Source organism: Kocuria sp. GQ42 (assembly GCF_059758435.1).
Map to the genome: position 1 here is coordinate 1 of NZ_JCAXEN010000007.1, position 24,504 is coordinate 24,504.

Consider the following 24,504-nt stretch of genomic DNA (forward strand, 5'->3'; position numbering starts at 1 on the left):
GGACCCCTGTCCCCCCGACCAGACCCCGGCGGGCATCGCCGAGCTGGGCGAGTGCTGGATCATCACCCCCGACCCCGCCGGTGGCACCGATCCCCGCGGCACCGAGCCCGGGCTGACCCTGGTGGTGCTCGGGGACTCCCACGCCCGGCAGTTGCTCACGCCGATCCACCGGGTCGCCGACGCCCAGGGCTGGACGGTGGTCTCCTACCTGCGGATGGCCTGCCGCTACACGAGCGAGTCGGAGAACTACCAGGCCGAGTGCAACGACTTCAACACCGCCGCCCGGGAGGCGGTCCTAGAGGACGAGCCCGACGCGGTGCTGACCGTCGGCACCCTGAGCCTGCCCGAGGCCCCGCACGAGAAGCTCGTCGAGGGCTACGAAGCCGGTGTGCGGCCCTTCCTGGACGCCGGCATCCCGGTGGTGGCCTTCCGCGACAACCCGCGCTTCCCCTACGACATGTTCGAGTGCGTGGAGACCTATGGGCCCGACCGGGACCGCTGCAACGTCCCCCGCTCCGAGTCGCTGCTCCCCGTCAACCCGCTGGAGGAGCTGGCCGCCCGGCACGAGGACCTGCACAGCATCGATCTCACCGACCGGCTGTGCACCGGGACCACCTGCCCCGGGGTGATCGGCAACATCATGGTCTACCGCGACCTCGACCACGTCACCTCCAGCTACGGAGAGACGCTGGTGCCCGACGTCGAGGAGCGCCTGCTGGACGCCCTCGACCGGACGTGAGCCACCTCTCCCCTGCCCCGCGGCGGAGGACCCTACCCTCACGTTAGGATCGAGTGACGACGCGGTCTCCGCCGGCGCGCCTCCGCGCCCGGACGCCGCACCTCCCGCGCAGCGCCGTGTCCACCCGCGTGCACGCCACCCGGGACGACTCCAGCCCTTCCGCCCAGCCCTCCCCCGTCCTCCTCCCCTGCGAACGGAGCCTCCTTGGCCACGACGACAGCCGGCCCCGCGGCCGACCTCACCCCCGAGCAGCGCCAGTCGGTGCGCCTGACCCTCCGGTCCCCCCGCCACCTCAAGACCGAGGTCCTCGCCGGGCTCGTGGTGGCCCTGGCGCTCATCCCGGAGGCGATCGCCTTCTCGATCATCGCCGGGGTGGATCCCCGCCTGGGCCTGTTCGCGTCCTTCACCATGGCCGTGACCACCGCCGTGCTGGGCGGCCGGCCCGCGATGATCTCCGCGGCCACCGGCGCGGTGGCCCTGGTGATCGCCCCGCTGGTGGCCTCCCACGGGCTGGACTACTTCATCGCCGCGGTGATCCTGGCCGGGGTCTTCCAGGTGGTCCTGGCCCTGATCGGCGCGGCGCGGCTGATGCGCTTCATCCCGCGCTCCGTCATGGTGGGCTTCGTCAACGCCCTGGCCATCCTGATCTTCAGCTCCCAGATCCCCGAGCTGATCGGGGTGCCCTGGGCCGTCTATCCGCTGACGGCCCTGGGCCTGGCCATCGTGTTCCTGTTCCCCCGGCTGACCGGCGCGGTCCCCGCCCCGCTGGTGGCCATCGTGGTGATCACCGCGATCGTGGTGCCGATGGGCATGGACGTGCCGAGCGTCGGCGACAAGGGCGAGCTGCCCGAGTCCCTGCCGTCGCTGTTCTTCCCCGACGTCCCGCTGGACCTGGAGACCTTCCGGATCATCGCCCCGTTCGCCCTGACCATGGCGCTGGTGGGCCTGCTCGAGTCGCTGATGACGGCCAAGCTCGTCGACGACATCACGGACACTCGCTCGAACAAGACCCGCGAGTCCTGGGCGCAGGGCGCGGCCAACATCGTGACCGGCTTCTTCGGCGGGATGGGCGGGTGCGCGATGATCGGCCAGACGATGATCAACGTGCGCGCCTCCGGGGCCCGCACCCGCATCTCCACCTTCCTGGCCGGGATCTTCCTGCTCCTCCTCGTCGTGACCCTCGGCGAGGTCGTGGCGGTCATCCCGATGGCCGCCCTGGTGGCCATCATGATCTTCGTGTCCTGGGCGACGTTCGACTGGCACTCGGTCCGCCCCTCGACCCTGGCGCGGATGCCCCTCCCGGAGACCCTGGTGATGCTCTCCACCGTGGCCGTGACCGTGTGGACCCACAACCTCGCCCTCGGCGTGATCGTGGGGGTGCTCGTGGCGATGGTCGCCTTCGCCCGCCGGGTGGCCCACTTCGTCACCGTCGACCGTGCGCTCGAGCGGCGCGACGGCCGGGAGACGGCGGTCTACACCGTGCACGGGGAGCTGTTCTTCGCCTCCTCCAACGACCTCTACACGATGTTCGACTACGCCGGGGATCCCCAGCACGTGGTCATCGACTTCTCCGACTCCCACCTCTGGGACGCCTCCACCGTCGCCGCCCTGGACTCCGTGACGGACAAGTACGCCCACTACGGCAAGGACGTGGCGATCGTCGGGCTCAACCAGGCCAGCCGCCGGATGCGGGTGCGCCTGGGCGGATTGCTCAACTCCGAGCACTGACCCGGCGCACCGGCCCGACGGGTCGAGCCGCGGCACGGCGCTTGAGCACGCTCTGCCGACCCGTGCATTTGCGATCACAACCCTTTGTGTCTGCATGTGAACTGGGTCACACGAAAGGCCTTGCCGTACGCCGCAGGATCGAGCATTGTTGCTTCTCACCAGGGGATTCTGTGGTCCGCCAAGGATCATCCCCCGGCTCCCGCACCGTCGACCGACAGCGCGCCGCCTCCGGACTCCGGGGGGCGTCACCCGCATCGGGTCCGGGCGCGGGAGCAGCAGGGAGCGGGGCCGGCTGGGGGGCCGCCCCGCTCCCCTTCTGTGTGCCGGCCCCGTCCGCCGGCACCCCCGCACCCCGCTCCACCCGACCCCGTCGGTGCTTCCTCCGGACCCGGGCGTCCGGAGGAAGCACCGACGGTCCGGAAAACGCACGCGCCCGGGCTCCGTGTGGTGACCCCGCGGCCCACCCGGAACCATGATGGGGGCGGCGGCGCCACCGCGCCGCCACGGACGGTCCCGGACCGCTGCGCAGCGTCGCGCCCGGTCCGGGACCGTCCTCGGACCGACGCACCACAGTGGGGGGACCGTGGACGACGACAGGATCGGAGCCGTGCAGGCACGCCTCGCCCGGCACGCCGTCGAGCGCGCCGGTCTCGACGCGACCCGGGTCTGGTGGCACTGCTTCCAGCTCGGCGGCGAGGCCGGGATGCTGGAGGTCGACGCGTACCTGCACGGGTGCCTGAGACTGCCGGCCGCCCACCGCGACCTGCTCGCCCGCGCGGTCAACGGACTCGTCCGGGACGCGCCCGTCGCCCGGGTCCCGTTCTCGTGGGAGATCGACGCGGGCTCCCGGGACGACGCGGGCCCGCAGGACCGCGGCAGCGCGCCGGGCCTCTGGCCGCGCGCCTGAGCCGGCACCGCCACCGCGACGGATCCTCCTCGGAGCCCCCCGGACCGTGCCTCGGGCGCGGCGCCACCTCCACGGCCCCGGCGGCCGCGGTGGCACAATGGTCCGGGGTGCCGGCCCCGACGACGGCCCGCACCCGGTCGGGCGCAGCGAGCCGGACGCAGCGCGCCCGTCGTCGCCCCGTGCCCCCACCTCGACCCTAGGATGTCGGATGGCCAACCTCTCGCCCCGCCCCGTCCCACCCCCCGCGCCGGCCGGCTGGTCGACCCTGCACCGGCACCACATCGGGGTGGACGTCGGCGGCACCCTGATCAAGTACGCGGCCGTGGACATGGCCGACGGCGAGCTGACCACCCCGGTCCTCCAGCGCCCCACGCCCCTCCCTGCCACACCGGAGGCCCTGGCCGAGCAGCTCGTGCTCATCGTGCAGGAGCTCGCCGCGAGCCCCCAGGCCCCGCACCCGGAGGCCAGTGTGGGAGTGGCGCTCCCCGCGATCATCCGCCACGGCGTGGCGCGCTCCGCCGCGAACATCGACGACGCGTGGATCGGCCTGGACGTCCACCGGTTCCTCACGGAGCGGCTGGGACGCACCGTCCACGTCCTCAACGACGCCGACGCCGCGGGCCTGGCCGAGCTCCGCTACGGCGCCGGGCGCGGGACCAGCGGCACCGTCCTGGTCATCACCCTGGGCACCGGCATCGGCTCGGCGCTGTTCGTGGACGGGAAGCTGGTGCCCAACGTCGAACTGGGCCACCTGGAGCTCGGCGGGGTCGACGCCGAGGTGCGGGCCTCGGCGGTGGCCCGGGAGCGGGATGGACTGGACTGGCCGGACTACGCCGAGCGTCTCCAGCAGTACTTCGCGCACCTGGAGTTCCTCTTCTCACCGGACCTGATCGTGGTCGGCGGCGGGATCTCCGCCCGGCACGAGGACTTCCTGCCCCGTCTGCGCCTGGACACACGCGTCGTCCCGGCCGAGCTGCGCAACGCGGCGGGCATCATCGGCGCCGCCCGGCACGCCTACCTCGCCGTGCCGCCGGCGTCGGCCTGACCCCGGAGGGCCTGACGGAAGTACTGCACGCCCGCCAGGACGTGCAGGACGGCCGCCACCTGGACCATGACCCGGCCGACGTCCGTCACCTCGGGGGTGGACCAGGCGGGCCCCGCCAGGACGAGCACGGTCCCCATCATGAGCAGAGCGGTCTTCGCCTTGCCGACCGTCGTGACCCGCAGGGTGCCGAGGGACCGCCGGACCAGGGTGGCGATCCCCACCACGACGTCGACGACCGCGATGACGACCAGCACCCACCAGGGGAACAGCCCGACGATGCTCGCGGCCACGGCGATCGCCACGGTCCCCAGCCGGTCGGCGATGGGGTCCATGACCTCCCCGACCCGGCTGCGCTGCCGGAGCGCCCGGGCCAGGGTGCCGTCGACCCAGTCCGTCAGGGAGAAGAGGGCGACGAGGACCAGCGCGCGCACCGGCCGCTCGTCGATGTCGAGGACGGCCAGCACGGCCGGGACGATGAGCGCGAAACGCACCACCGAGACCACGTTGGGCACCGTGAGCACCCGGTCGTAGTACGGCGACTCCGCCGGCTCGACCGCGTCCTGGTGCTGCTGTGCCATGTGCCTCGTCCCGTCCTCCGGCGCTCCCGGGCGAACGGTCCGCGCCCGTCGGTGCTGCCCTCGAGACTATCCCGTCGGCGCCGGGCGACCCGGGAGATGACGCCGCCCGGCGCGAGGGCCGGCACGGTCCCTGGCCGCGCACGGGCCGCCCGGGCAGAATGGGACGGGAGCCTCGTCGCCGGTCGTCGGTCCGCCCGCAACGGTTCCGCCGGCGCACGCCGTGCACCCTCGTCCGGTGGGCCGCGACCCGGTGCGCGTCCTCGGCCCGACACCGGGCGCGCCACCCCGTCCGCCCCGCTCACCGGGGCCGGACCCGACCGAAGGACCGCTGTGGATCCTCGCGTGCACTTCCTCACCCTGTCCACCCCGGACCTCGACGCCGCCCGCGAGTTCTACGCGCGGGGTCTCGGCTGGGAGCCGCTGCTCGACGTCCCGGGCGAGATCCTCTTCTTCCAGATCGCCCCGGGGACGGTACTGGGTCTCTTCGACGCCGGGAAGTTCGCCGAGGACCTGGGCCTCCCGTCGGCCACCCCGGCGCAGGGCGTGACGCTCGCGCACAACGTGGACGGCGAGGCCGCGGTGCGCGCGAGGGTCGACGCGATGAGCGCCGCGGGCGGGACCGTGCTCACGAGCCCGCGGCCGGGCGCCTTCGGGGGCGTCTTCCACGCGCACGTCGCCGATCCCAACGGCGTGGTGTGGGAGATCGCGCACAACCCGGGGTGGCGGATCGACGACGACGGGACCGTGCACCTCGGCTGAACCAGCTCGCCCGGCCCGTCCCCGCCCGGCCCGTCCGCGCCGGGAGGTGCGGCCGGGGCCGGCTCAGCCGCGGACGTCGACGCGCAGGTGGTGCTCGACGTCGTGCAGGAAGTACGCCGCGAAGCTCGCCACGGTGAAGTCCTTGCCGTCCCCGCGCCGGCCGGTCCGGGCCCACTGCTCCCCGGTCACGGCGTCGAAGGCGTCCGCGGTGGCGCGGACCTCCTGCGCGAGCTCCCCGGAGACCTCGTAGGGGTCCTGCAGGTTGTACTGTCCCTCGACCGCCGCGGCGTCCTGGTCCCAGTCCGCGAAGACCGGGTCCTGCTCGTCGAGCATGAGCCGCAGCCGCTCGCGGAAGACCCGGCAGAGGTCCCGGACGTGGCAGGCGTATTCCAGCGGGGACCACGTCCCCGAGCCGGGCCGGTCCGTCATGCCCAGACGGTCGAGGACCGCCGCCCAGCGCTCGACCGTGGCCCGCGCCCGCTCCCCCGTGCTCGTGACGTCGTAGTCCGGGTCGAACCCGCAGTCGGGACAGCCCCGGTCGAGCACCACGGTCCAGTCCTTGGTCTCCGGAGGGACCGGGGAGGTGTCGGGGGTTCCGGGGCGCTCGGTGGTCATGCGGCCAATGTACCCGGGCCCACCGGGTGCGGCGAGGTCCCGCGGCGGACGGGGCGGGCCGGGCGGGCCGGGCGGGTCACAGCCCCTGCCGGTCCAGGATCTCGTCCTCGTCGAGCGGCTCCCCGCGCTGGACCCGGCGGGTCCGGCGCAGGTCGGTCGCGGCAAGCACCACGGCGGCGGTCGCCAGGACGAACGAGAGGATGCCGAGGGTGTTGGCGAACCCCGCGGACAGGCCCAGGTGGACGGGGTCGGTGGCCCGGGTCAGCACGGAGGCGCCGGCGCCGTCCACACGGTCCGGGAGAACGGCGCCGAAGCCGAGGAGCACGGCCCACGCGGCGAGCACCGTCAGCGAGGACCGCAGGGACACCCCGGGCGGGACGTGGGCGCGGGCGTCCCGGCGCAGCAGGACCCCGGCCACCACGAGCAGCGCGGTCAGCGGAAGGGCCAGCGTCAGCGTGTGGAGCAGCACCAGGTCACCGGCGGCGCCGGCCAGACCGCGGCCCACGGCCACCCACACCCCGAGCAGCAGGGCCGCGGGGATCCCGAGGACGGGCACGGCGCGCTGCAGGACGGCGGGACGGTGCGGCACGCGGTCGAGGGCTGTTTCCACGCCCGCCAGTCTATCGACGGGCCTCCCGCCAAAGACCCGCCCGCGGGCGCCCCGGTAGGCTGGAGCGCATGCCCTCCCCCGGATTTCCGCACGCCGTCCTCTTCGACCACGACGGGACCCTCGTCGACACCGAGCCGCTCTGGGACCGCGCCAAGCAGAACCTCGCCGCCGAGCACGGACGGCTCTGGACCCCCGAGGACTCGCTCGCGACCCTGGGCCGGCCGGTCGCCGCGACGATCGACCGGCTGCAGCGGGTCGGCGTGCCGCTCGGTCCGGACGAGCTGTTCCGGGCGGTCTTCGAGCACAGCATCCGCGTCCTGGAGGACACCGAACTGACCTTCATCGAGGGGATCGAGGAGCTCCTCGAGGAGCTTTCGGCCGCGGGGATCCCCGCGGCGATCGTCACCAACGCGAGCTCGGCGATGGGCCACCACACCGCGGCCACCGCTCCGGAGGATCTGTTCCGGGTCGTCATCGGCACGGACGAGTACGCGCAGGGGGTCCGCCCCAAGCCGGACCCGGACGCCTACCTCACGGCGGCGCGCCGCCTCCGGGTCGACCCCCACCGGTGCGTCGTGGTCGAGGACTCCCCCGCCGGGGCCGCCGCGGGCGTCGCGGCGGGCATCCCCACGGTGGTCGTCCCCGGCGAGCTGGAGGTCGAGCGCGGCCCCGGGCTGCTGCACCTGGGATCCCACCGGGAGCTGACCCTGGAGCTGCTGCGCTCGCTGGACCCGCAGTCCCCGTCGTCGCCCTTCCACCCCGTGCAGGAGACCCGCCCGTGAGCGCCCCCGACTTCCCCGCCGCCGTCCTGTTCGACCACGACGGCACCCTCGTGAACTCCGAACCCCAGTGGGCCGTGGCCAAGCGGGCGGTGGCCGGCCGGTACGGCGTCGGCTGGAGCACCGAGGACGACCTCGCCACGCTGGGCCGGACGGTGCCCGCGTCGGCGCGGCTGATGGTCGAGCGCGGCGCCGAGGGGACCGTCGAGGCCATCACCGCCGAGCTCGGGCGGGAGGTCGCGGCCTCGCTCACGGGCGAGGTCCCGTTCCTGCCCGGCATGCGCGAGCTGCTGACCGAGCTCGAGCGGGCCGGCATCCCCGGCGCGGTGGTGACGAACGCCCTGACCGTGGTCGCGGAGGGCACCGCGTCCGGGGCGCCCGAGGTGCTGCGGGTGGTGGTCTCGCAGGAGGACGTGGAGCACGCCAAGCCGCACCCGGAGCCCTACCTGCTCGCGGCGCGGCGGCTGGGCGTGGACCCGGCACGGTGCGTGGCGGTCGAGGACTCGCAGACGGGGGCCGCGAGCGCGGCGGCCGCCGGGATGCCGGTGGTGGTGGTGCCCGGGGAGCTGCCCGTGGATGCCGCCCCCGGCCTGGTGCTCGTGGACGCCCACACGGACGTCACCCTGGAGTTCCTGCGCGGGCTGGGTCCGACCGCCTGACGAGGGCCACCACGACGACGAGGGCCCGTTCCCGGCCGGTCCGCGCGATGCGGGACGGCAGGGAACGGGCCCTCGAGCGAGGTGCCGGGGCTCAGCGGGTCGCGGTGCCCTGGGGGGAGGACGCGCGGCGCGGGCTCCGGGTGCGGCGACGGGCCGCGGCCTGGGTGGAGCGGTCCGGCGCGGACTCGGTCGAGTACGCGGGCGCCGCGGAACGGCTGGGCGCGGCCGAGCGGGCCGGTGCCGCCGAGCGGGAGGCCGAACCGTTGCCGGGGCGGGAGCCGCCGCGGCCGCCGGTCTCGCCACGCTGGTCGCGGGAGGCGCTGCGCGGCTGCTCGGAACGGTTCTGTCCGCCGCGGCCGCGGTTGCCGCCGGAGCCGGCACGGCCACCGGAACGGCCGGCGCCGGAGCGCTGACCGCTCGCCGGGCGGCCCTGCGCCTGGACGGGCGGCGCCACGTAGGCGACCTTGTCGGCGAGCTCGCCCACGAGCGCCGTGACGGCCGGGGAGCCGACGGTCACGGTGTCGAAGTTCGCGGTGACGCCCGCGGCCTTCATGAGCTGCGTGACCTCGCGGCGCTCCTCCTTGGTGGCCACCGTGACCACGGAGCCGGAGGCGCCGGCGCGGGCGGTGCGCCCGGAGCGGTGCAGGTAGGACTTGTGCTCGGTGGGCGGGTCGATGTGCACGACCAGCTCGACCTCGTCCACGTGCACGCCGCGTGCGGCGACGTCGGTGGCGACGAGCACGCGCACGTCACCGGCGGAGAACTGGGCCAGGTTGCGGTCGCGGGCGTTCTGGGACAGGTTGCCGTGCAGGTCCACGGCGGGGATGCCCATCTGGCTGAGCTTGCGGGCCATCTTCTTGGCGCGGTGCTTGGTGCGCGTGAACATCACGCGGCGGCCGGTGCCGGAGGCCAGGGCCTCGATGAGCTCCTGCTTCTCGTCCGCGTCCACGACGAGCACGTGGTGGTCCATGGTGGACACGGACGCCTGCGGGGCGTCCACGGAGTGCTTGACCGGGTTGGACAGGAACTGCTTGACGAGCTTGTCCACGCCGCCGTCGAGCGTCGCGGAGAAGAGCAGCCGCTGGCCGCCCTGGGGGGTGCGCTTGAGGATGCGGGTCACCACGGGCAGGAAGCCCATGTCGGCCATGTGGTCGGCCTCGTCGATGACCGTCACGCGGACGTCGTCGAGCGTGAGGACGTTCTGCTTCAGCAGGTCCTCGAGCCGGCCGGGGCAGGCGATGACGATGTCGGCGCCCTTGGCGAGCGCCTTCTCCTGGTTGCGCTGGGAGACCCCGCCGAAGATGACGGTGGTCGTCTGCCCGGCGGCCTCGGCCAGCGGGGCGATCGCGCGGTCGATCTGGGTGGCCAGCTCGCGGGTGGGGGCGAGGACCAGGCCGGTGGGCCGGTTGGCCCGCCGGGCGGCGCGGGCGCCGTTGCCGGTCAGTCCGGCGAGCCGGGACACGAGCGGCAGCGCGAACGCCACGGTCTTGCCCGAGCCGGTCTTGCCGCGGCCGAGCACGTCACGGCCGGCCAGCGAGTCGGGGAGGGTCTTCTCCTGGATGGGGAACGCCTGCTCGATGCCCTGCTGGGCGAGGACGGCGGAAAGGGCCTTGGGCACGCCAAGGTCGGTGAAAGTAGCCAAAACTGGGATACGTCTTTCGATCGGATGTCCCGGCAAGGGGGTAGCGCGCCGGGTTGCGCCGAATGACTCCTGGAGCCCCTGCGAGCGGGCTGAGACCGTCTGGAACGGTGCCACGCTGGAAGAAGAACGGGGTGCTCGACGCCTGCCTGCTCACCCGGGAACGGGGAGCAGTGCCATATGCAATACGCCTCACCCTACAGCACCGGCGGCACGCCACCACCCGGATGTGGCGGAGGGCACGGCCGCGCCCTGACGGCGCCGGACCCACCGCGCCGGTGCGGGGTGCGGTGACGCGTGCACGCATCCGGGGCCGGTGCGGTGAGTCCGCGGTGCGGGGGCTACAGCGCGGTGTAGCCGCCGTCGACCAGGTAGTACCCGCCCGTCATGAAGGAGGCCTGCTCCGAGAGGAGGAACGTGGTCAGGGCGGCGACCTCTTCGGCGCGGCCCAGCCGGCCGAGCGGGTGCTTGGCGGTGAGTCCCTCGAGGACGGACGCCGGCGCGGTCCTGAGCAGCGGGGTGTCGATGTAGCCGGGGCCGACGGCGTTGATCCGCACCCCGCGCCCGCCGTACTCCACACCGGCCTGCTTGGTGAGCCCGACCACACCGTGCTTGGCGGCGGTGTAGGCGCTGTTGCCCGTTGCCACGGCCACGGTGCCGTGCACGGAGGCCATGTTGACGATCGCCCCGCCGCCGGCCTGCTCGATGGCGGGCAGCTGGTAGCGCATGCCGAACATGACGGAGTGCAGGTCGATCTGCACGGTGCGCACCCACGCGTCGAGGTCCGACTCCCCCACCGCGTCCGCCGCGCCGCCGACCCCGGCGTTGTTCACCGCCAGGTGCAGGGCGCCGTAGGTCTGCTGGGCGAACTCGACCGCGGCCTCGCAGTCCTCGGGCTTCGCCACGTCCTGCCGGAAGCCGGCGGCGTCGCCGCCGGCGGCCATGATCGCCTGGACGACGTCGTCGATCCGCCGGGTGTCGATGTCCGTGACGACGACCTTGGCGCCCTGCGCCGCGAGGTCCTTCGCGCAGGCCTCGCCGATGCCGGAGGCGGCGCCGGTGACGAGCGCGACCTTGTCCCTGAGGTCAGCCATGTGGTTCTCCTGCCGTGTGTCCGCTGGGCCGGGCCGGACGGCCCGACGCTCCCAGTCTGTCCGGAAACGCCGGGGCCCGCGAGGGGTGGCACGGGCGCCGCCGGCCGTGCCGCCCCTCGCACCGGACGGAGGCTCAGCCCTCGGCGTCCTCGGACTTCTCGGCGTCGTGCGCCTGGCGCAGCGCGGCGGAGTCCGCCTCCTGGGCGGCCTTCTGCTCGCGCACCACCTCGGTCAGGAGCTTGGTCATCTCCTTGGCCACACCGGCCGCGGACTGCGGGTTCTGCCCGGTGACGAGGCGGTCGTCCACGACGACGTTCTCGGTCCAGTTCGGCGCGGTCCGCACGTCCGCGCCCTGTTCGACGAGCTTGTCCTCGAGCAGGAACGGGACGACGTCCGACTTGCCGACCTCGTCCTCCTCGGCGTTGGTGAACGCGGCCACCCGGCGCCCCTCGACGATGCGCAGACCGTTGGCGAGCTCGACGTCCACGAGCCCGGAGGGTCCGTGGCAGACGGCGCCGACGACTCCCCCGGCGTCGTGCACGGCGGCCACCAGCGCCTGCAGGTCCGCGTTGCCCGCGAAGTCCCACATGGTGCCGTGCCCGCCGACGAGGTAGACCGCGTCGTACTGGGCCGGGTCGACCACGCTGATCCGCGGGGTGTTGTAGAGGGAGGCCCGCACGGTCTCGTCCTCGAGGTACTGCCGCTGCACCTCGTCCTCCTCGTCCTTGCCGTCCTGCGGGGGCTGCCCGCCGGCGATCGAGGCGAAGTCGACGAAGTAGCCGGCGTCCCGGAACACCTTCCACGGGTGGGCCGCCTCCCCCACGAAGTAGCCGGTGGGCTCCCCGGTGTCGCCGAGGGTGTCGTGGCTGGTGAGAACGAGCAGAACCTTCTTCATGGTCTCGATGTCCATGTCTGTCCTTCCGTCGGGTGGCGGGACGCGGAGGGCGTCCTGCGAGCGGGTGGCCAGCCTAGGCGGCGGGGGCCGCTCCCGGGGACGGTGTTCGCTCCCGGCCCCTCCTGCACGGAGGGCGCGAGTCCTCCCCTGATAGGGTCGTTGACGACTCAATGACCCTGTTCGCCCTCCTGAAAGGACCGACCATGAGCCTCTCCAACGCGATCCTGCGCGGCGTCTCCGGCGCCTACCTGCTGCAGTCCGGCTACGGCAAGAAGGACCTCCCCACGGAGGCCGCCGCGGGTCTCCAGCAGTTCGCCGCCACCGGCGTCCCCCAGTTCGAGGAGTGGGACGCCGACACCTTCGGCAAGTTCGTGGCGTACTCGGAGATCGGCATCGGCGCCGCCCTGCTGACCCCGTTCGTCAACAAGCGCCTCGCGGGCCTGGCCCTGGGCGCGTTCTCCGCCGGGCTGCTCGCGATGTACTTCCGCAACCCCGAGATGACCCAGGAGGACGGCGTCCGCCCGTCCGAGGCCGGCACGGGCCTCTCGAAGGACGCCTTCCTGGCCGCGATCGCCGCGGCCCTCGTCGTCTCCAAGTAGGCACGGCCCCGCAGGACCCCACGGGTGCCGCTCGTCCGCACGGACGGGCGGCACCCGTTCTGCATTCCCGGTGGCCTTTCCGGAGTTTTAGGACGTCCGACGTGCCCGGGAGAATGGGGCCATGACGACGACGGCGCACCGCCGGGCCCGTCCTGCTCCGGGTCCGCACCGAGCCGCTCCCGCCGGGGAGCGGGTGCTGGACGCCGGCGTCCGGGCCGAGGTGCGGGCGGTCGTCGGGGAGCTCGTGGACTCGGCGGCCGCACAGGCGCGGGAGGCGGGGCACCAGCTGCGCTGCATCGTCCGGCTGTGGCTGCTGGCCTGGGAGGACCGAGAGATCGACTGGGTCTCCACGGCCGGGCTGATGCCCTACGAGGCCGATGAGCTCGTCTGCTCCCTCCTCGAGACCGAGGACCAGATGGTGCGTGACCTCGCCGACGAGATCGGCCCGGCGTTGCACCTGCCCGCGGGCACGGCCCTCGGGCGCGTCCGCGAGGCCCTCGTGCTCGGACTGCACCTGCCCGAGGTCCTCGAGGCGCTGGAGGCGGGCCTCTTCAGCGCCCGGCACGCCTCGGTGATCGCCGACCAGTGGCGCGAGCTGGTCGAGGACGTCCCGGCGGGCCAGGAGGCACCGTCCGCCGTCGTGCAGCGGCTCGCCGCCGAACTGGTGGAGCGGGCTCCGCACTGCACGGTGGCGCAGCTGCGCGCGTGGGCCCGGCGCCGGCGCGCGGCGCTGCTGGCCGAGACGCAGGAGGCGAGGCACCGGGCGGCCCGGGCCGGACGCCGCGTGTGGGTCGAGCACGGTGAGGACGGCATGGCGTGGCTGCACGCCCTGCTGGACGCGCCCACGGCGCTCGCGGTCCAGGACCGGCTCGACACGCTCGCGTCGCTCCTGGAGCCCGTGGAGGAGACCGCCCGCGCGGGGACGGGGCGAGAACCGGACCGGTGCGGCCCGGCGCAGTGCGGTCCAGTGCAGTGCGGTCCGGAGGAGGGCGGCCCGGACGGGTTCGAGCCGGGTGCCAGGACTGCCCGGACGGAGGCGCAGCTGCGGGCGGACGTCCTCACTGATCTCCTGCTGGAGGGGGAGCTCCCCGACGACCCCGCGTTCCCGCGCGGTGTGCACGGCCGGGTCTGCGTGACGGTCCCCGTGCTCACGCTGCTGGGGTGCCGTCCCGGCGGCCCGGCCGCCGGCGTGCCCGCGGACGCCCCGGTGCTCGAGGGTCACGGCCCGATCAGCGCGGACGTCGCCCGGGAGCTGGCCGCCGGTGCGGCCTCGTGGCAGCGCGTGCTGACGCACCCCGTCACCGGCGCCGTCCTCGACCACGACCGCACCACCTACGCCGTGCCCGCGGATCTGCGCCGCCGGCTGCGGCTGCGCGACGGGACCTGTCGTTTTCCGGGGTGCCGGCGGCGGGCCGAGCGCTGCGACCTCGACCACACGGTGGCGTGGCAGGACGGCGGCCGGACCGCCGCGGACAACCTGGCCCACCTGTGCCGCCACCACCACCTCGTCAAGCACCGCCGCGGTGCCCTCGGCTGCTGGTCGGTGCGGCAGCCGGGGCCGGCGCCCGCCGGCGGAGTGCTCGAGTGGACCTCACCGGCCGGACGGACCTACCGGACCGTGCCGGACCCCTCGGCCGGTGCCACGTCGGGCGGTGCCACATCGGGCGGACCGGTCCCGGACGTCGGGGGGCGGGGCAGCTCCGTGCCCGAGGACGCAGACCCTCCCCCCTTCTGATCCCCGGACGGTCCCGAGGATCAGGCGGGTGGGCGGCCCGGGTCCTCCGCCGTGGTCTCCACCGACAGGCGGTAGCCCATGCTGTGGGTCTCCTCGGGCTCGAGGTGCACGGCGTCGGCGTGGGTGTTGGCGCCCTCCACGCACACGAAGTCCGTCCAGCCGTCCGGCCCCACGTCGGGCATCGCCGCCGCCATCTCCGCCCCGGGGTTCCACACCACGGTGGTGCCGGAGTTCTTCTTCCGGATCCGCAGCACCCGCCCCAGCACGGGGTCCACCACGGCGACGTCGCCGGTCGAGCGGTACACCCGGTCGGTCTCGCCGTCGAACCGGAGGTCCCCCTCCTGGACGCGGTCCTCCCGGTCCAGGACCTTGTCGCGGTAGGACGCCCCGTCCAGCCCCTCGACCCGGATCTTCCGCACGTCCCCCACCACCAGGTAGGCGTGCAGGGCCTCCTCGAAGTCGAACGGGCGCTCACCCGTGTTGGTGACGCTCAGCTCGAGGGACAGCTCGGTGCCGAAGCGCACCACGCAGTAGGCCTCGAACTGGTACGGGAACTGTTCCCGGTGCGCGGGATCGGTGACGTCCGCGTCCGAGAGCCGGTAGACGATCATCGCCTCGTGGTCCGAGGACTCGCGCGACTCGACGTGCCACGGGAGCGTGCGGGCGAAGCCGTGCTTGGGCTCGCGCCCGCCCTCCGCCCCGTCCGCGAACCAGGGGAAGCAGATCGGGACACCCCCGCGCACGGGCTTGCCCGTCTCGAGCGCGGTGCTCGGGGACAGCCACAGCACCGGGGCGTGGCCCGTGGGGATCCAGTCGATCACGTGCGCGCCCTGGTCGTGGACGGCGCCGGTGGCGTCCGCGCAGGAGAACAGGCGGGGCTCGGGGAGTTCGCTCATGCCCCTCAGGCTAGACCGAGGGCCCGGTCCCCGTCAGGAGGCCGGGCCCTCGTGCGCCGACAGCCGTCAGACGCCGGTGCGCTCGTACGAGTCGATCGCTCCGGGATGGCCCTCCATGAACGCGTCGACCTGGCGGCGGTCCGCCCGCAGCTTGGGGTCGTGGTCCAGGTAGTGCCTGGTCTCGCGGACGACCAGCCCGGAGAGGAGCAGCAGCCCGAGGAGGTTGGGCAGGGCCATGAGGCCGTTCATCACGTCGGCGAAGTTCCACACCACCGCCAGCGGCACGGTGCAGCCCACGAACACGACCAGGGAGAACACGACCCGGTAGGGCATCACGGCCGGCCGGCCGAAGAGCCGCTCCATGCAGCGCTCGCCGTAGTAGGCCCACCCGAGGATCGTCGAGTAGGCGAACATCACGAGCCCGATGGTGACCACGTAGTGGCCCCACTGCCCGGGCAGGCCCTGGCTGAAGGCGTCGCCGGTCATGGTCGCGGCGAAGTCCGCCCCCTGCTCCCAGACCCCGGTGGTGATGAGCACGAGACCCGTGCAGGTCACCACGATGATGGTGTCGATGAAGGTCTGGGTCATGGAGACCAGCCCCTGGCGGACCGGGTGGGTGGTCTGGGCCGCGGCCGCTGCGATCGCGGCCGATCCCATGCCGGACTCGTTGGAGAAGATGCCGCGGGCCACGCCCATCTGCACGGCCAGCATGATGGCCGATCCGGCGAACCCGCCGACGGCCGCCGTGCCGGAGAAGGCATCGGTGAAGATCAGGACGACCGCCTGCGGGATGGCCGCGACGTTGACGACGAGGATGAACAGGGCGCCCAGGACGTAGAAGAGGATCATGACGGGGACGAAGCCCGCCGTGACCTTCCCGATGGACTTGATCCCGCCCACGAGCACGGCGAGCGTCAGCACGGCGAGCACCACACCGGTGATCCAGGTGGGGACGCTGAACGAGCTCTCCAGGTTGGAGGCGATGGAGTTGCCCTGGGTCATGTTGCCGATGCCGAACGCGGCCAGCGCGGCGGCGACGGCGAAGAAGATCGCCAGGAACTTCCCGAACCCGTTGCGGATGCCGCGCTCCAGGTAGTACTGCGGGCCGCCGGAGATCTCACCCTTGGCGTCCGTGGTGCGGAACCGCACGGCCAGGAACGCCTCGGAGTACTTGGAGGCCATGCCGAGCAGACCGGTGACCCACATCCAGAACAGTGCGCCGGGCCCGCCGATCGAGATCGCGGTGGCCACGCCCACGATGTTGCCGGTGCCCACGGTGGCCGCGAGCGCCGTGGTCAGCGCCTGGAACTGGGAGACGTCGCCGCCGCGGGCGTCCGCGTCCTTGCGGTCGAACAGGGCCAGTCGCAGCGCGGAGCCCAGCTTGTGGAACTGCAGCCCGCCCAGCCGGACGGTCAGGTACAGACCGGTGAGCAGCAGCAGGGGGATGAGGACGTAGGGCCCCCAGATGATGCCGCCCAGCTCGCCGAGGGCAGTCTCGATGGTTTGGAGCATGTGTTCTCCCGTGGGTGTCGGGTGGATCGGGAATCGGGCCGGAACGGGACTGTGACCTCGGTCTCGGCCGAAGGCATCTAATCACAGGTCCGCTGCTCCCCCGGTCAGGGACCGATGGATCGGCCACAGTGTGGCCCCGGCCCGTTTCCGCCCGGTTACGGGCCGGACGGGGCGGCGGGGCCCTCCGGCGCCCGCCGCGAGAGGCGGCGCGCGAGCAGCACGGCTCCCGCGGCGAGCAGCGAGCACACCGCCATGGACACGGCCATCGGGACGGCGGTGTGCTGACCGGCCAGGCCGGTCAGCGGGCTCACGAGCCCGCCCAGGAGGAACTGGACCAGTCCGAGCACCGCCGACCCGGCCCCGGCCCGGCCCGGGACCCGGCCCTGGGCGAGGGCCACGGCGTTGCCCATGACGAAGCCGATGCAGGTCTGGCTCACGAAGAGGTGCGCCAGGGTGGTCCACCCGGTGATCCCGGCCAGCACCAGGCCCAGACCCACCACGTTGACGGCGGCCATGACCACGATCGCGGTGCAGAGGATCGTGCCGGGCTCGACCCGGTCGACGAGGCGGGTGTTGACGACCGCGCCCAGGATGGAGCCGCCCGCGTTGACGGCGAACACCACGGAGTAGCCGAGCGCCGAGTAGCCGAGCACGTTCTGCAGCACGAAGGAGGAGGCGGAGATGTAGGAGAACAGGGCGCCGAACGCGAGTCCGAAGGCGAGGGCGTAGGCCATGAAGGACGGGGTGCGCAGCACCCGCCAGGACCCGGTGACGACGGCGCCGACCCCGCCGCGGTGCCGCCGGTGCGGGGGCAGGGTCTCGGGGACCACGAGCACGGAGCACGCCAGCATCAGCAGCCCGAACGCCGCGAGCACCCAGAACACGGTCTGCCACGGGGCCACCGTGGCGATCACCCCGCCCAGGAGCGGGGCCACCACCGGGGCGAGGGAGGTGATGGTCGCGAGGATCGAGAACAGCTTCGCGGCCCCGCGGCCGGAGGCGATGTCCGAGACCACCGCGCGGGCGATCACGACGCCGGCCGCCCCGGCGAGGCCCTGCACCGCGCGCAGGACCAGCACCGTCCCGATGCTCGGGGCCAGGACCACGGCGACGGAGCTGAGCAGGAACAGCGCGTTGCCGGCCACCATGAGCCGGTGCCGGCCCAGCACGTCGGACACGGGCCCGAGCAGGAACTGCCCCACGGCCATGCCGACCATGTACGTGGTCAGCGTCAGCTGCACCGCGGAGGCCGACGCCCCGAAGTGCCCGGCCATGGCAGGCATCGAGGCCAGGTACATGTCCGTGGCCATCGGGCTCACCGCGCTGAGGATCCCCAGCGCCGCCACCAGCACCACCCGGTCCTTGCCGCCGGAGAGACGCAGGCGGGAGCGCACGGGGTCGTCGGGCGGCGGTGAGCTCACGGGAGGTCCTTCGGCACGGGTCGGCAGGGCGGGCGCGGGGCGCGCCTCATGCTATCGACGCCGCGACGTGGAGAAGGACGAGGGACAGAAATGAGGGACGAGGACGGGGATGAGGGACTGCGACGGGGACTGCGACGGCGACGGCGACAATGTCCTCATGAGACTCGCCGTGTACACCGGGGCATCCCTCGGCTCCGACCCCCTGTTCCCCGAGGCCGCCCGGGCCTTCGCCACCACCCTCGCCCGCCGCGGCGTGGGCGTCGTCTACGGCGGCGGCCACGTGGGTCTGATGGGCGTCGTCGCCGACGCCGCGCTGGCCGCCGGTGGCGAGGTGGTCGGGGTCATGCCGCAGTCGCTCGTCGACGACGAGACGGCCCACCCGGGACTGACCGAGCTGCGCATCGTCCGGACGATGCACGAGCGCAAGGCGGAGATGGCCGCCCTCGCCGACGGGTTCGTGGCCCTGCCCGGCGGCCTGGGCACCCTCGAGGAGATCTTCGAGGCGTGGACCTGGCTGCAGGTGGGGGTGCACGCCAAGCCGGTCGGGTTCCTCGACGTGGCCGGCTACTGGAGGCCCCTGCTGCACGCGGTGGCCTCGATGTCCGCGGCCGGTCTCGTGCGTCCCGAGTACCGGGACGCCGCCGTGGTCGCCCAGGACGCCGACGAGCTGCTCGCCCGGTTCGCGGCGTGGGAGGCGCCCCGCCGGCGCTGGTCCGAGCCGCCCGTTCCCGGCGCCGACGCGCCCGCCGTCCGCCCAGCCCCTAGGATGTAGGGCGATGAGCGAGCACACCCCTTCCCCCGCCGAGGGCCCCGCGCAGGGCCCCGTCCCCGAGGCGTTCCACCGCCGGCCGTACTCCTTCGTGCGCCGCGGCGACCGCCTCACCGCCCGCCGCCAGAAGGCCTGGGACGACTGGGCGCCCACCCGGGTGCTCGACGTCCCGCGCGTGCGCACGGACACCTCCGTCCACCCCGACCACGAGTTCGACGCGGCCGCGGCCTTCGGGCGCGAGGCGCCGCTGGTCGTGGAGGTCGGCTCCGGGCTCGGCGAGGCGGTCGTGCACGCCGCCGCCCAGGACCCGGCGCGGAACTTCCTCGCCGTCGAGGTGTACAAGCCCGGGATCGCGGATCTGCTGCTCAAGGCGGCCCAGGCCGGGGTGGACAACGTCCGCGTGGCGCAGGCCAACGCCCCCGAGGTCCTGGAGCACATGCTCGCCCCGGCCTCGGTCGACGAGCTGTGGGTGTTCTTCCCGGACCCCTGGCACAAGACCCGCCACCACAAGCGGCGCCTGGTCTCCCCCGCGTTCGCCGAGCTCGCCGCCCGGGTGCTCGTCCCGGGCGGGCTGTGGCGGCTCGCCACGGACTGGCAGGAGTACGCCCTGGTGATGCGCGAGGTCCTCGACGCGTCCCCGCAGTTCGAGAACGTCCACCCGGGCCCGCTCGCCGACGACGAGCACCCGGACACCGGGTGGGCCCCGCGCTGGGAGGGACGGGTCCTCACGAGCTTCGAGCGCAAGGCGCGGGAGGCGGGGCGCGTCCCCCGCGACCTCGTCTACCGCCGGACGGCGTGAGCGCCGTCCCCGGCGCGGAGCGCAACGGCGTGCGCGCAGTGCCCGGCCCGGAGCGGGACGGCTTCGTCGTCGTGCCCCCGGGCGATCCCCGCACGCAGCCGCTGCTCGAGGGCCTGCACCACGAGTACGTGGAGCGCTACGGTCCCGAGATCGGGGCGGAGGAGATGGCCGAGCACCCCGTCGACGACTTCACCGCCCCCGCCGGAGCGCTCCTGCTCCTCCTCGAGGGCGGCACGACGGTGGGCGGCGGCGCGTTCCGCCGGCACGACGACGCCACGGCGGAGCTCAAGCGCGTGTGGACCGCCCCGGCGCACCGCCGGCGGGGGATCTCGCGGCGGGTCCTGGCCGAGCTCGAGCGGCTCGCCGCCGCGGCGGGCTACCGGCGCATCCACCTCACCACGGGCAGCCGCCAGCCGGAGGCGTCCGCCCTGTACCGCAGCAGCGGGTACGTCCTGCTGCCCGGGACCGCCCGGGTCTATCCGGGCGGCGTGTACGACGTGGGCTTCGAGAAGCACCTGCGCTGACCGCCCGGCCCGGGCACCGGTGCGGCTCAGCGCTCCTGCTGGCGCGGGGGCCGGTACAGCACCACGGCCTGCGAGATCTTGCGGGCCCGGGGGCGGGCGCCGCGGGCCATGCGCACCACGTCCCCGCCGACGCCGGCGGCGAAGATCCGCGAGGACTCCTCGGCCCGGTCCCGGGCGTCCTCGAGCTCCTGGGACAGCTCCGCCACGCGCGACCGCAGGGCCGCGACCTGGTTCTCCAGCTGGAGGATGCGCCGGATGCCCTCGAGGGACACGCCCTGCTGGGACAGCACCTGGATCTGCTGCAGCTTCTCGATGTCGCGCTGCGAGTAGCGGCGGGCGCGGCCGGGGGCGCGGGACGGCCTGACGAGGCCGAGCCGGTCGTACTGGCGCAGCGTCTGCGGGTGCATCTCCGCGATCTCCGCGGCCACGGAGATCACGAACAGCGGCTGGTCGGCGTCCAGTGCCATCTCACACCCGTGCCTTCTCGGCCAGGCGGGCCCGGGGGTCCTCGTCCGCGGTCGCCTCGGCGAACGCCCGGACCGCGGCCTGCGCCTGCTCGTCCAGCTCGGCCGGGACGTGCACCTCGACCGTCACGATCAGATTGCCGGTGCCCTTCGCCGTGCCGAACCCGCGCCCCTTGACGCGGAAGCGCCGGCCCGAGGACGTGCCCGCCGGCACCTTCACGCGCACGGTGCCGCCGTCCAGCACGGGCACCTCGATCGTGGCGCCCAGGGCCGCCTCGGGGAACGTGATCGGCACGGTGACCTCGACGTCGTCCGTGCCCTCGACGCGCCGGAAGAAGGGGTGCGGGGTCACGTGGACGGTGACGTAGAGGTCGCCGGCCCCGCCGGCACCCGAGTGGCCCTTGCCGGCGAGCTTGAGCTTCTGCCCGTCGCGCACGCCGCGCGGGATCCGCACCGTGGTCTCCTGGCCGTTGCCCCGGCGCAGCTTGACCGTGGTGCCGTGCACCGAGGAGCGGAACGGGATGGTCGTCTCCGTCCGGATGTCCTCCCCGCGCGCCGGCGGGGCCTGGTAGCCGCCGTAGCCGCCCGGCGCCCCGTACCCGGTCTGACCGCCGAACTGGGCGAACAGGTCCTCGAACCCGCCCGGGCCGCCGGGGCCGCCCGCGCCGCCGGTGGAGTAGGTCGTGCGGCGGCGGCGTCCTCCGCCGCCTCCGCCGAAGATGTCGCCGAAGAGGTCCTCGAAGTTGGCCGAGCCCCCGGCGCCGCCGGGGCCGCCGGCGGTGAAGCGCGCCCCGGAGCCCATCGCGCGGATCGCGTCGTACTGCTTGCGCTCCTCGGGGTCGGAGAGCACGGAGTTCGCCTCGGTGATGTCCTTGAACCGCTGCTCGGCCTCCGCGTCCCCCGGGTTCTGGTCCGGGTGGTACTGGCGGGCGAGCTTGCGGTAGGCCTTCTTGACGTCGGCGGCGGACGCGTCCTTGGAGACGCCGAGAATGCTGTAGAAGTCCTTGTCGATCCAGTCCTGGCTGGCCATGACGCCTCCTTTCTGTGGGGCCGGTCGGGGTCCTGCGGGGCAGGACCCGGTGGTGGTCCGGGGGTCGTCCCCGGCGCCGCGGCGCCGGGGACGGGTGGACGGGTCAGGGGAGGCCCGAGGGACGGGCCTCCCCTGACGTCGCCGGGATCAGGCCGGGTCCGGCCTCACTCGGCGACCGCGACGGCGACCTGGGCCGGCCGCACCACGCGCTCGCCGATCCGGAAGCCGGAGCGCAGCACCATCGAGACCTGGTCCGGCTCGACCTCGCTCGTGGGCTGCTGCAGCACCGCCTCGTGGACGTTCGGGTCGAACTTCTCCCCGACCTCCCCGAGGCGCACCAGCCCGTGCCGCACGAGGGTCTCCTCGAGCTTGTTCGCGATCGCCGCGAACGGGCCGTCGGTGAGGTCGCCCGCCTGCCGGGCCGCGTCGATGTCGTCGAACACCGGCAGCAGCGTCTGCAGGAGGTCGCCCGTCACGAAGGTCCGCAGCTGCTCCTTCTCGCGCGCCGTGCGGTGCTTGAAGTTCACGAACTCGGCCTGCAGCCGGCGCAGCTCCTCGAGCCGCTCCTCGGCGAGGGCGGCCGCCGGGGACTCCTCCGCGGCGGCCGGCGCCGGTGCGGCGTCCCCGGACTCCGCGTCCGTCGACTGGGGCGTCGAGAGGATGTCGTCCACCGTCAGGCCCTCCGGGCCGGCCTCCTCGCGGGGGCCGGCGCCGGAGTCCTGTGCGGACTGCTCGCCGGGGTGCGCGGCGGGGTCGCCGGGAACGCTCCCGGCGCCGTGGTCGTCCGCGTTCTCGTCGGGTCCTGGCGTGGGGTCGGGCATGCTCACTTCTTCTCGTCCTCGTCGTCGACGACCTCGGCGTCGACGATGTCCTCGTCACCGGTGGCACCGGTGGCGCCCGCACCCGGAGCGCCCTCGGCGCCCTCGGTCTGCGACTGCGCGTAGAGGGCCTCGCCGAGCTTGGTCTGGGACTGCTGCAGCTTGTCGTAGGCCGACTTCACGGCGTCCTCGTCCTCGCCCTCGAGCGCCTTCTTCAGGGCGTCGACGTCCGCCTGCACCTCGGACTTGACGTCCGCGGGCAGCTTCTCGTCGTTGTCCTTCAGGAGCTTGTCGACGGAGTACGCCTGCTGCTCCGCGTTGTTGCGCAGGTCGGCCGCCTCGCGGCGCACCCGGTCCGCTTCGGCGTTGGCCTCGGCGTCCTTGACCATCCGGTCGATGTCCTCCTTGGAGAGGGAGGACCCGCCCGTGATGGTCATCGACTGCTCGGTGCCGGTGCCCTTGTCCTTCGCGGAGACGTGCACGATGCCGTTGGCGTCGATGTCGAAGGTGACCTCGATCTGCGGCATCCCGCGCGGGGCGGGGGCGATGCCGGTCAGCTCGAAGGTGCCCAGGTTCTTGTTGTCCCGGGTGAACTGGCGCTCGCCCTGGAAGACCTGGATGGACACGGACGGCTGGTTGTCCTCGGCGGTGGTGAAGGTCTCGGACCGCTTGGTGGGGATGGCCGTGTTGCGCTCGATGAGCTTGGTCATCACGCCGCCCTTGGTCTCGATGCCCAGCGACAGCGGGGTCACGTCGATCAGCAGCACATCCTTGCGGTCGCCCTTGAGCACGCCCGCCTGGATCGCGGCGCCGACGGCGACGACCTCGTCCGGGTTCACGCCCTTGTTGGGCTCCTTGCCGGCCAGGCGCTGAACGGTCTCCGCGACGGCGGGCATGCGGGTCGAGCCGCCCACCAGCACCACGTGGTCGATGTCGGACACGGAGATGCCGGCCTCGGCGATGACGTCCTTGAACGGCTTCTCGGTGCGCTCGAGCAGATCCCGGGTGAGCTCCTCGAACTTGGCGCGGGTGAGGCGCTCGTCCAGGTGCACCGGGCCCTCGGGGGTCACGGACAGGTACTGCAGGGAGATGCTGGTGCTGGTCGCGGAGGACAGCTCCTTCTTGGCCTGCTCCGCGGTCTCCTTCAGGCGCTGCAGGGCGATCTTGTCCTTGGACAGGTCCGCGCCGGTCTTCGACTTCACCTGCGCCAGCAGCCAGTCGACCACGCGCTGGTCCCAGTCGTCGCCGCCGAGGCGGTTGTCGCCGGCGGTCGAGCGGACCTGGATGGTGGAGAAGTCGTCCTCGTCCTTGCCGACCTCCAGCAGGGAGACGTCGAACGTGCCGCCGCCGAGGTCGAAGACCAGGATGAGCTCGTCCTCCTTGCCCTTCTCCAGGCCGTAGGCGAGCGCCGCGGCGGTGGGCTCGTTGACGATGCGCAGCACGTTCATGCCGGCGATCTCACCGGCCTCCTTGGTGGCCTGGCGCTCGGCGTCGTTGAAGTACGCCGGGACGGTGATCACGGCGTCGGTGACCTTGTCGCCGAGGTAGGACTCGGCGTCGGTCTTGAGCTTCATCAGGATGCGCGCCGAGATCTCCTGCGGCGTGTACTTCTTGCCGTCGATGTCGGTGGACCACCCGGTGCCCATGTGGCGCTTCACCGAGGCGATCGTGCGGTCCACGTTGGTGACGGCCTGGCGCTTGGCGATGTCGCCCACCAGGGTCTCGCCGTCCTTGGAGAAGGCGACGACGGACGGCGTGGTCCGGTTGCCCTCGGCGTTGGCGATGACGGTGGGCTCGCCGCCCTCCAGCACGGACACCACGGAGTTGGTGGTGCCGAGGTCGATTCCTACTGCACGAGACATGGACGTGTTCTCCTTCGGGTCGAGCTGA

Annotated in this window: 25 protein-coding genes; 12 read left to right on the forward strand and 13 right to left on the reverse strand. The window is 73.5% G+C overall.

Features of this window, described 5'->3' with window-relative positions; genetic code table 11:
• From AC6CH6_RS14105 to ppgK, 4 genes are all read left to right on the forward strand, one after another.
• On the forward strand, positions 1 to 739 hold a 739-nt coding region (locus AC6CH6_RS14105; RefSeq protein WP_498255596.1), incomplete at its 5' end, for an SGNH hydrolase domain-containing protein.
• Positions 740 to 943: 204 nt separating this feature from the next.
• On the forward strand, positions 944 to 2,467 hold the full coding sequence (locus AC6CH6_RS14110; RefSeq protein ID WP_498255597.1) for a SulP family inorganic anion transporter: 1,524 nt from the start codon (positions 944 to 946) through the stop codon (positions 2,465 to 2,467).
• Between the two features lie 607 nt (positions 2,468 to 3,074).
• A complete protein-coding gene (locus AC6CH6_RS14115) occupies positions 3,075 to 3,374 on the forward strand; it encodes a hypothetical protein (protein WP_498255598.1) in 300 nt (99 codons plus the stop codon).
• A gap of 208 nt (positions 3,375 to 3,582) precedes the next feature.
• A complete protein-coding gene (gene ppgK, locus AC6CH6_RS14120) occupies positions 3,583 to 4,419 on the forward strand; it encodes a polyphosphate--glucose phosphotransferase (protein ID WP_498255599.1) in 837 nt (278 codons plus the stop codon).
• On the opposite strand, the gene AC6CH6_RS14125 is transcribed toward ppgK, so the two are convergent.
• Positions 4,389 to 4,997, reverse strand: a complete 609-nt coding sequence (locus AC6CH6_RS14125; protein WP_498255600.1) for a CDP-alcohol phosphatidyltransferase family protein — start codon at positions 4,995 to 4,997, stop codon at positions 4,389 to 4,391. The two genes, ppgK and AC6CH6_RS14125, sit on opposite strands and share 31 nt — an antisense overlap.
• 342 nt (positions 4,998 to 5,339) lie before the next feature.
• Between AC6CH6_RS14125 and AC6CH6_RS14130 the strand changes: the two genes are divergently transcribed.
• Positions 5,340 to 5,756: a VOC family protein gene (locus AC6CH6_RS14130; RefSeq protein ID WP_498255601.1), complete on the forward strand. Its 417-nt coding sequence runs from the start codon at positions 5,340 to 5,342 to the stop codon at positions 5,754 to 5,756.
• 63 nt (positions 5,757 to 5,819) lie between these two features.
• Here the strand turns inward: AC6CH6_RS14130 and AC6CH6_RS14135 are convergent, their stop codons facing one another.
• Together AC6CH6_RS14135 and AC6CH6_RS14140 are read right to left on the reverse strand one after the other, a co-directional pair.
• Positions 5,820 to 6,371 carry a DinB family protein gene (locus AC6CH6_RS14135; RefSeq protein ID WP_498255602.1) on the reverse strand — a complete coding sequence of 184 codons (552 nt, stop codon included), beginning with the start codon at positions 6,369 to 6,371 and terminating at the stop codon, positions 5,820 to 5,822.
• A 76-nt stretch (positions 6,372 to 6,447) separates the two neighbouring features.
• Positions 6,448 to 6,981: a hypothetical protein gene (locus tag AC6CH6_RS14140; RefSeq protein WP_498255603.1), complete on the reverse strand. Its 534-nt coding sequence runs from the start codon at positions 6,979 to 6,981 to the stop codon at positions 6,448 to 6,450.
• 68 nt (positions 6,982 to 7,049) lie between these two features.
• Here AC6CH6_RS14140 and AC6CH6_RS14145 point away from each other — a divergent pair, with 68 nt between their 5' ends.
• Both AC6CH6_RS14145 and AC6CH6_RS14150 read left to right on the forward strand, forming a co-directional pair.
• Positions 7,050 to 7,763: an HAD family hydrolase gene (locus AC6CH6_RS14145; RefSeq protein WP_498255604.1), complete on the forward strand. Its 714-nt coding sequence runs from the start codon at positions 7,050 to 7,052 to the stop codon at positions 7,761 to 7,763.
• Positions 7,760 to 8,419, forward strand: a complete 660-nt coding sequence (locus tag AC6CH6_RS14150) for an HAD family hydrolase (RefSeq protein ID WP_498255605.1) — start codon at positions 7,760 to 7,762, stop codon at positions 8,417 to 8,419. The genes AC6CH6_RS14145 and AC6CH6_RS14150 overlap by 4 nt, the downstream gene beginning before the upstream one ends.
• A 91-nt stretch (positions 8,420 to 8,510) precedes the next feature.
• Here AC6CH6_RS14150 and AC6CH6_RS14155 read toward each other — a convergent pair whose 3' ends face one another.
• The 3 genes from AC6CH6_RS14155 to AC6CH6_RS14165 form a co-directional block, all read right to left on the reverse strand.
• On the reverse strand, positions 8,511 to 10,037 hold the full coding sequence (locus tag AC6CH6_RS14155) for a DEAD/DEAH box helicase (RefSeq protein ID WP_498255606.1): 1,527 nt from the start codon (positions 10,035 to 10,037) through the stop codon (positions 8,511 to 8,513).
• Between the two features lie 362 nt (positions 10,038 to 10,399).
• Positions 10,400 to 11,152 carry an SDR family NAD(P)-dependent oxidoreductase gene (locus tag AC6CH6_RS14160; protein ID WP_498255607.1) on the reverse strand — a complete coding sequence of 251 codons (753 nt, stop codon included), beginning with the start codon at positions 11,150 to 11,152 and terminating at the stop codon, positions 10,400 to 10,402.
• A gap of 133 nt (positions 11,153 to 11,285) precedes the next feature.
• Positions 11,286 to 12,062 carry a type 1 glutamine amidotransferase domain-containing protein gene (locus AC6CH6_RS14165; RefSeq protein WP_498255608.1) on the reverse strand — a complete coding sequence of 259 codons (777 nt, stop codon included), beginning with the start codon at positions 12,060 to 12,062 and terminating at the stop codon, positions 11,286 to 11,288.
• 188 nt (positions 12,063 to 12,250) lie between these two features.
• Here AC6CH6_RS14165 and AC6CH6_RS14170 point away from each other — a divergent pair, with 188 nt between their 5' ends.
• Both AC6CH6_RS14170 and AC6CH6_RS14175 read left to right on the forward strand, forming a co-directional pair.
• Entirely contained in the window at positions 12,251 to 12,646 is a 396-nt protein-coding gene (locus AC6CH6_RS14170; RefSeq protein WP_017832595.1) for a hypothetical protein, read from the forward strand.
• A gap of 121 nt (positions 12,647 to 12,767) precedes the next feature.
• On the forward strand, positions 12,768 to 14,381 hold the full coding sequence (locus tag AC6CH6_RS14175) for an HNH endonuclease signature motif containing protein (RefSeq protein WP_498255609.1): 1,614 nt from the start codon (positions 12,768 to 12,770) through the stop codon (positions 14,379 to 14,381).
• Between the two features lie 20 nt (positions 14,382 to 14,401).
• Here the strand turns inward: AC6CH6_RS14175 and AC6CH6_RS14180 are convergent, their stop codons facing one another.
• The 3 genes from AC6CH6_RS14180 to AC6CH6_RS14190 all read right to left on the reverse strand — a co-directional run bounded on the left by AC6CH6_RS14180 (position 14,402) and on the right by AC6CH6_RS14190 (position 18,210).
• Entirely contained in the window at positions 14,402 to 15,277 is an 876-nt protein-coding gene (locus AC6CH6_RS14180) for a D-hexose-6-phosphate mutarotase (RefSeq protein WP_498255610.1), read from the reverse strand.
• 66 nt (positions 15,278 to 15,343) lie between these two features.
• The gene (locus AC6CH6_RS14185) at positions 15,344 to 16,789 is read right to left on the reverse strand and encodes an alanine/glycine:cation symporter family protein (protein WP_017832598.1); all 1,446 of its coding nucleotides are present in this window, start codon (positions 16,787 to 16,789) and stop codon (positions 15,344 to 15,346) included.
• 155 nt (positions 16,790 to 16,944) lie between these two features.
• The gene (locus AC6CH6_RS14190) at positions 16,945 to 18,210 is read right to left on the reverse strand and encodes a multidrug effflux MFS transporter (RefSeq protein ID WP_498255611.1); all 1,266 of its coding nucleotides are present in this window, start codon (positions 18,208 to 18,210) and stop codon (positions 16,945 to 16,947) included.
• Between the two features lie 157 nt (positions 18,211 to 18,367).
• Here AC6CH6_RS14190 and AC6CH6_RS14195 point away from each other — a divergent pair, with 157 nt between their 5' ends.
• The 3 genes from AC6CH6_RS14195 to AC6CH6_RS14205 are packed head-to-tail and all read left to right on the forward strand — an operon-like array spanning position 18,368 to position 20,302.
• Entirely contained in the window at positions 18,368 to 18,982 is a 615-nt protein-coding gene (locus AC6CH6_RS14195) for an LOG family protein (protein ID WP_498255612.1), read from the forward strand.
• 4 nt (positions 18,983 to 18,986) lie between these two features.
• The gene (gene trmB, locus AC6CH6_RS14200) at positions 18,987 to 19,778 is read left to right on the forward strand and encodes a tRNA (guanosine(46)-N7)-methyltransferase TrmB (protein ID WP_133409163.1); all 792 of its coding nucleotides are present in this window, start codon (positions 18,987 to 18,989) and stop codon (positions 19,776 to 19,778) included.
• Complete coding sequence (locus AC6CH6_RS14205; protein WP_419966332.1) at positions 19,775 to 20,302, forward strand: GNAT family N-acetyltransferase; 528 nt, start codon at positions 19,775 to 19,777, stop codon at positions 20,300 to 20,302. Before trmB ends, AC6CH6_RS14205 begins: the two co-directional genes overlap by 4 nt.
• Positions 20,303 to 20,328: 26 nt before the next feature.
• Here the strand turns inward: AC6CH6_RS14205 and AC6CH6_RS14210 are convergent, their stop codons facing one another.
• From AC6CH6_RS14210 to dnaK, 4 genes are all read right to left on the reverse strand, one after another.
• Complete coding sequence (locus AC6CH6_RS14210) at positions 20,329 to 20,769, reverse strand: heat shock protein transcriptional repressor HspR (protein WP_133409162.1); 441 nt, start codon at positions 20,767 to 20,769, stop codon at positions 20,329 to 20,331.
• Between the two features lies 1 nt (position 20,770).
• Complete coding sequence (locus tag AC6CH6_RS14215; protein WP_109221681.1) at positions 20,771 to 21,796, reverse strand: DnaJ C-terminal domain-containing protein; 1,026 nt, start codon at positions 21,794 to 21,796, stop codon at positions 20,771 to 20,773.
• Positions 21,797 to 21,960: 164 nt separating this feature from the next.
• Positions 21,961 to 22,623 (reverse strand): nucleotide exchange factor GrpE, encoded by a 663-nt coding sequence (locus tag AC6CH6_RS14220; protein WP_109244091.1) that lies wholly within the window; start codon positions 22,621 to 22,623, stop codon positions 21,961 to 21,963.
• Positions 22,620 to 24,476, reverse strand: a complete 1,857-nt coding sequence (gene dnaK, locus AC6CH6_RS14225) for a molecular chaperone DnaK (RefSeq protein WP_031282565.1) — start codon at positions 24,474 to 24,476, stop codon at positions 22,620 to 22,622. Before dnaK ends, AC6CH6_RS14220 begins: the two co-directional genes overlap by 4 nt.
• Positions 24,477 to 24,504: the final 28 nt, after the last annotated feature.

Bases quoted from the DNA above. Each gene is read 5' to 3' on its own strand.
- ppgK (WP_498255599.1), top strand. From the start codon at position 3,583: ATGGCCAACCTCTCGCCCCGCCCCGTCCCACCCCCCGCGCCGGCCGGC.
- AC6CH6_RS14165 (WP_498255608.1), bottom strand. From the start codon at position 12,062: ATGGACATCGAGACCATGAAGAAGGTTCTGCTCGTTCTCACCAGCCAC.
- AC6CH6_RS14215 (WP_109221681.1), bottom strand. From the start codon at position 21,796: ATGGCCAGCCAGGACTGGATCGACAAGGACTTCTACAGCATTCTCGGC.
- AC6CH6_RS14185 (WP_017832598.1), bottom strand. From the start codon at position 16,789: ATGCTCCAAACCATCGAGACTGCCCTCGGCGAGCTGGGCGGCATCATC.
- AC6CH6_RS14175 (WP_498255609.1), top strand. From the start codon at position 12,768: ATGACGACGACGGCGCACCGCCGGGCCCGTCCTGCTCCGGGTCCGCAC.
- AC6CH6_RS14180 (WP_498255610.1), bottom strand. From the start codon at position 15,277: ATGAGCGAACTCCCCGAGCCCCGCCTGTTCTCCTGCGCGGACGCCACC.
- AC6CH6_RS14210 (WP_133409162.1), bottom strand. From the start codon at position 20,769: ATGGCACTGGACGCCGACCAGCCGCTGTTCGTGATCTCCGTGGCCGCG.
- trmB (WP_133409163.1), top strand. From the start codon at position 18,987: ATGAGCGAGCACACCCCTTCCCCCGCCGAGGGCCCCGCGCAGGGCCCC.
- AC6CH6_RS14160 (WP_498255607.1), bottom strand. From the start codon at position 11,152: ATGGCTGACCTCAGGGACAAGGTCGCGCTCGTCACCGGCGCCGCCTCC.
- AC6CH6_RS14145 (WP_498255604.1), top strand. From the start codon at position 7,050: ATGCCCTCCCCCGGATTTCCGCACGCCGTCCTCTTCGACCACGACGGG.
- dnaK (WP_031282565.1), bottom strand. From the start codon at position 24,476: ATGTCTCGTGCAGTAGGAATCGACCTCGGCACCACCAACTCCGTGGTG.
- AC6CH6_RS14135 (WP_498255602.1), bottom strand. From the start codon at position 6,371: ATGACCACCGAGCGCCCCGGAACCCCCGACACCTCCCCGGTCCCTCCG.
- AC6CH6_RS14125 (WP_498255600.1), bottom strand. From the start codon at position 4,997: ATGGCACAGCAGCACCAGGACGCGGTCGAGCCGGCGGAGTCGCCGTAC.
- AC6CH6_RS14195 (WP_498255612.1), top strand. From the start codon at position 18,368: ATGAGACTCGCCGTGTACACCGGGGCATCCCTCGGCTCCGACCCCCTG.
- AC6CH6_RS14170 (WP_017832595.1), top strand. From the start codon at position 12,251: ATGAGCCTCTCCAACGCGATCCTGCGCGGCGTCTCCGGCGCCTACCTG.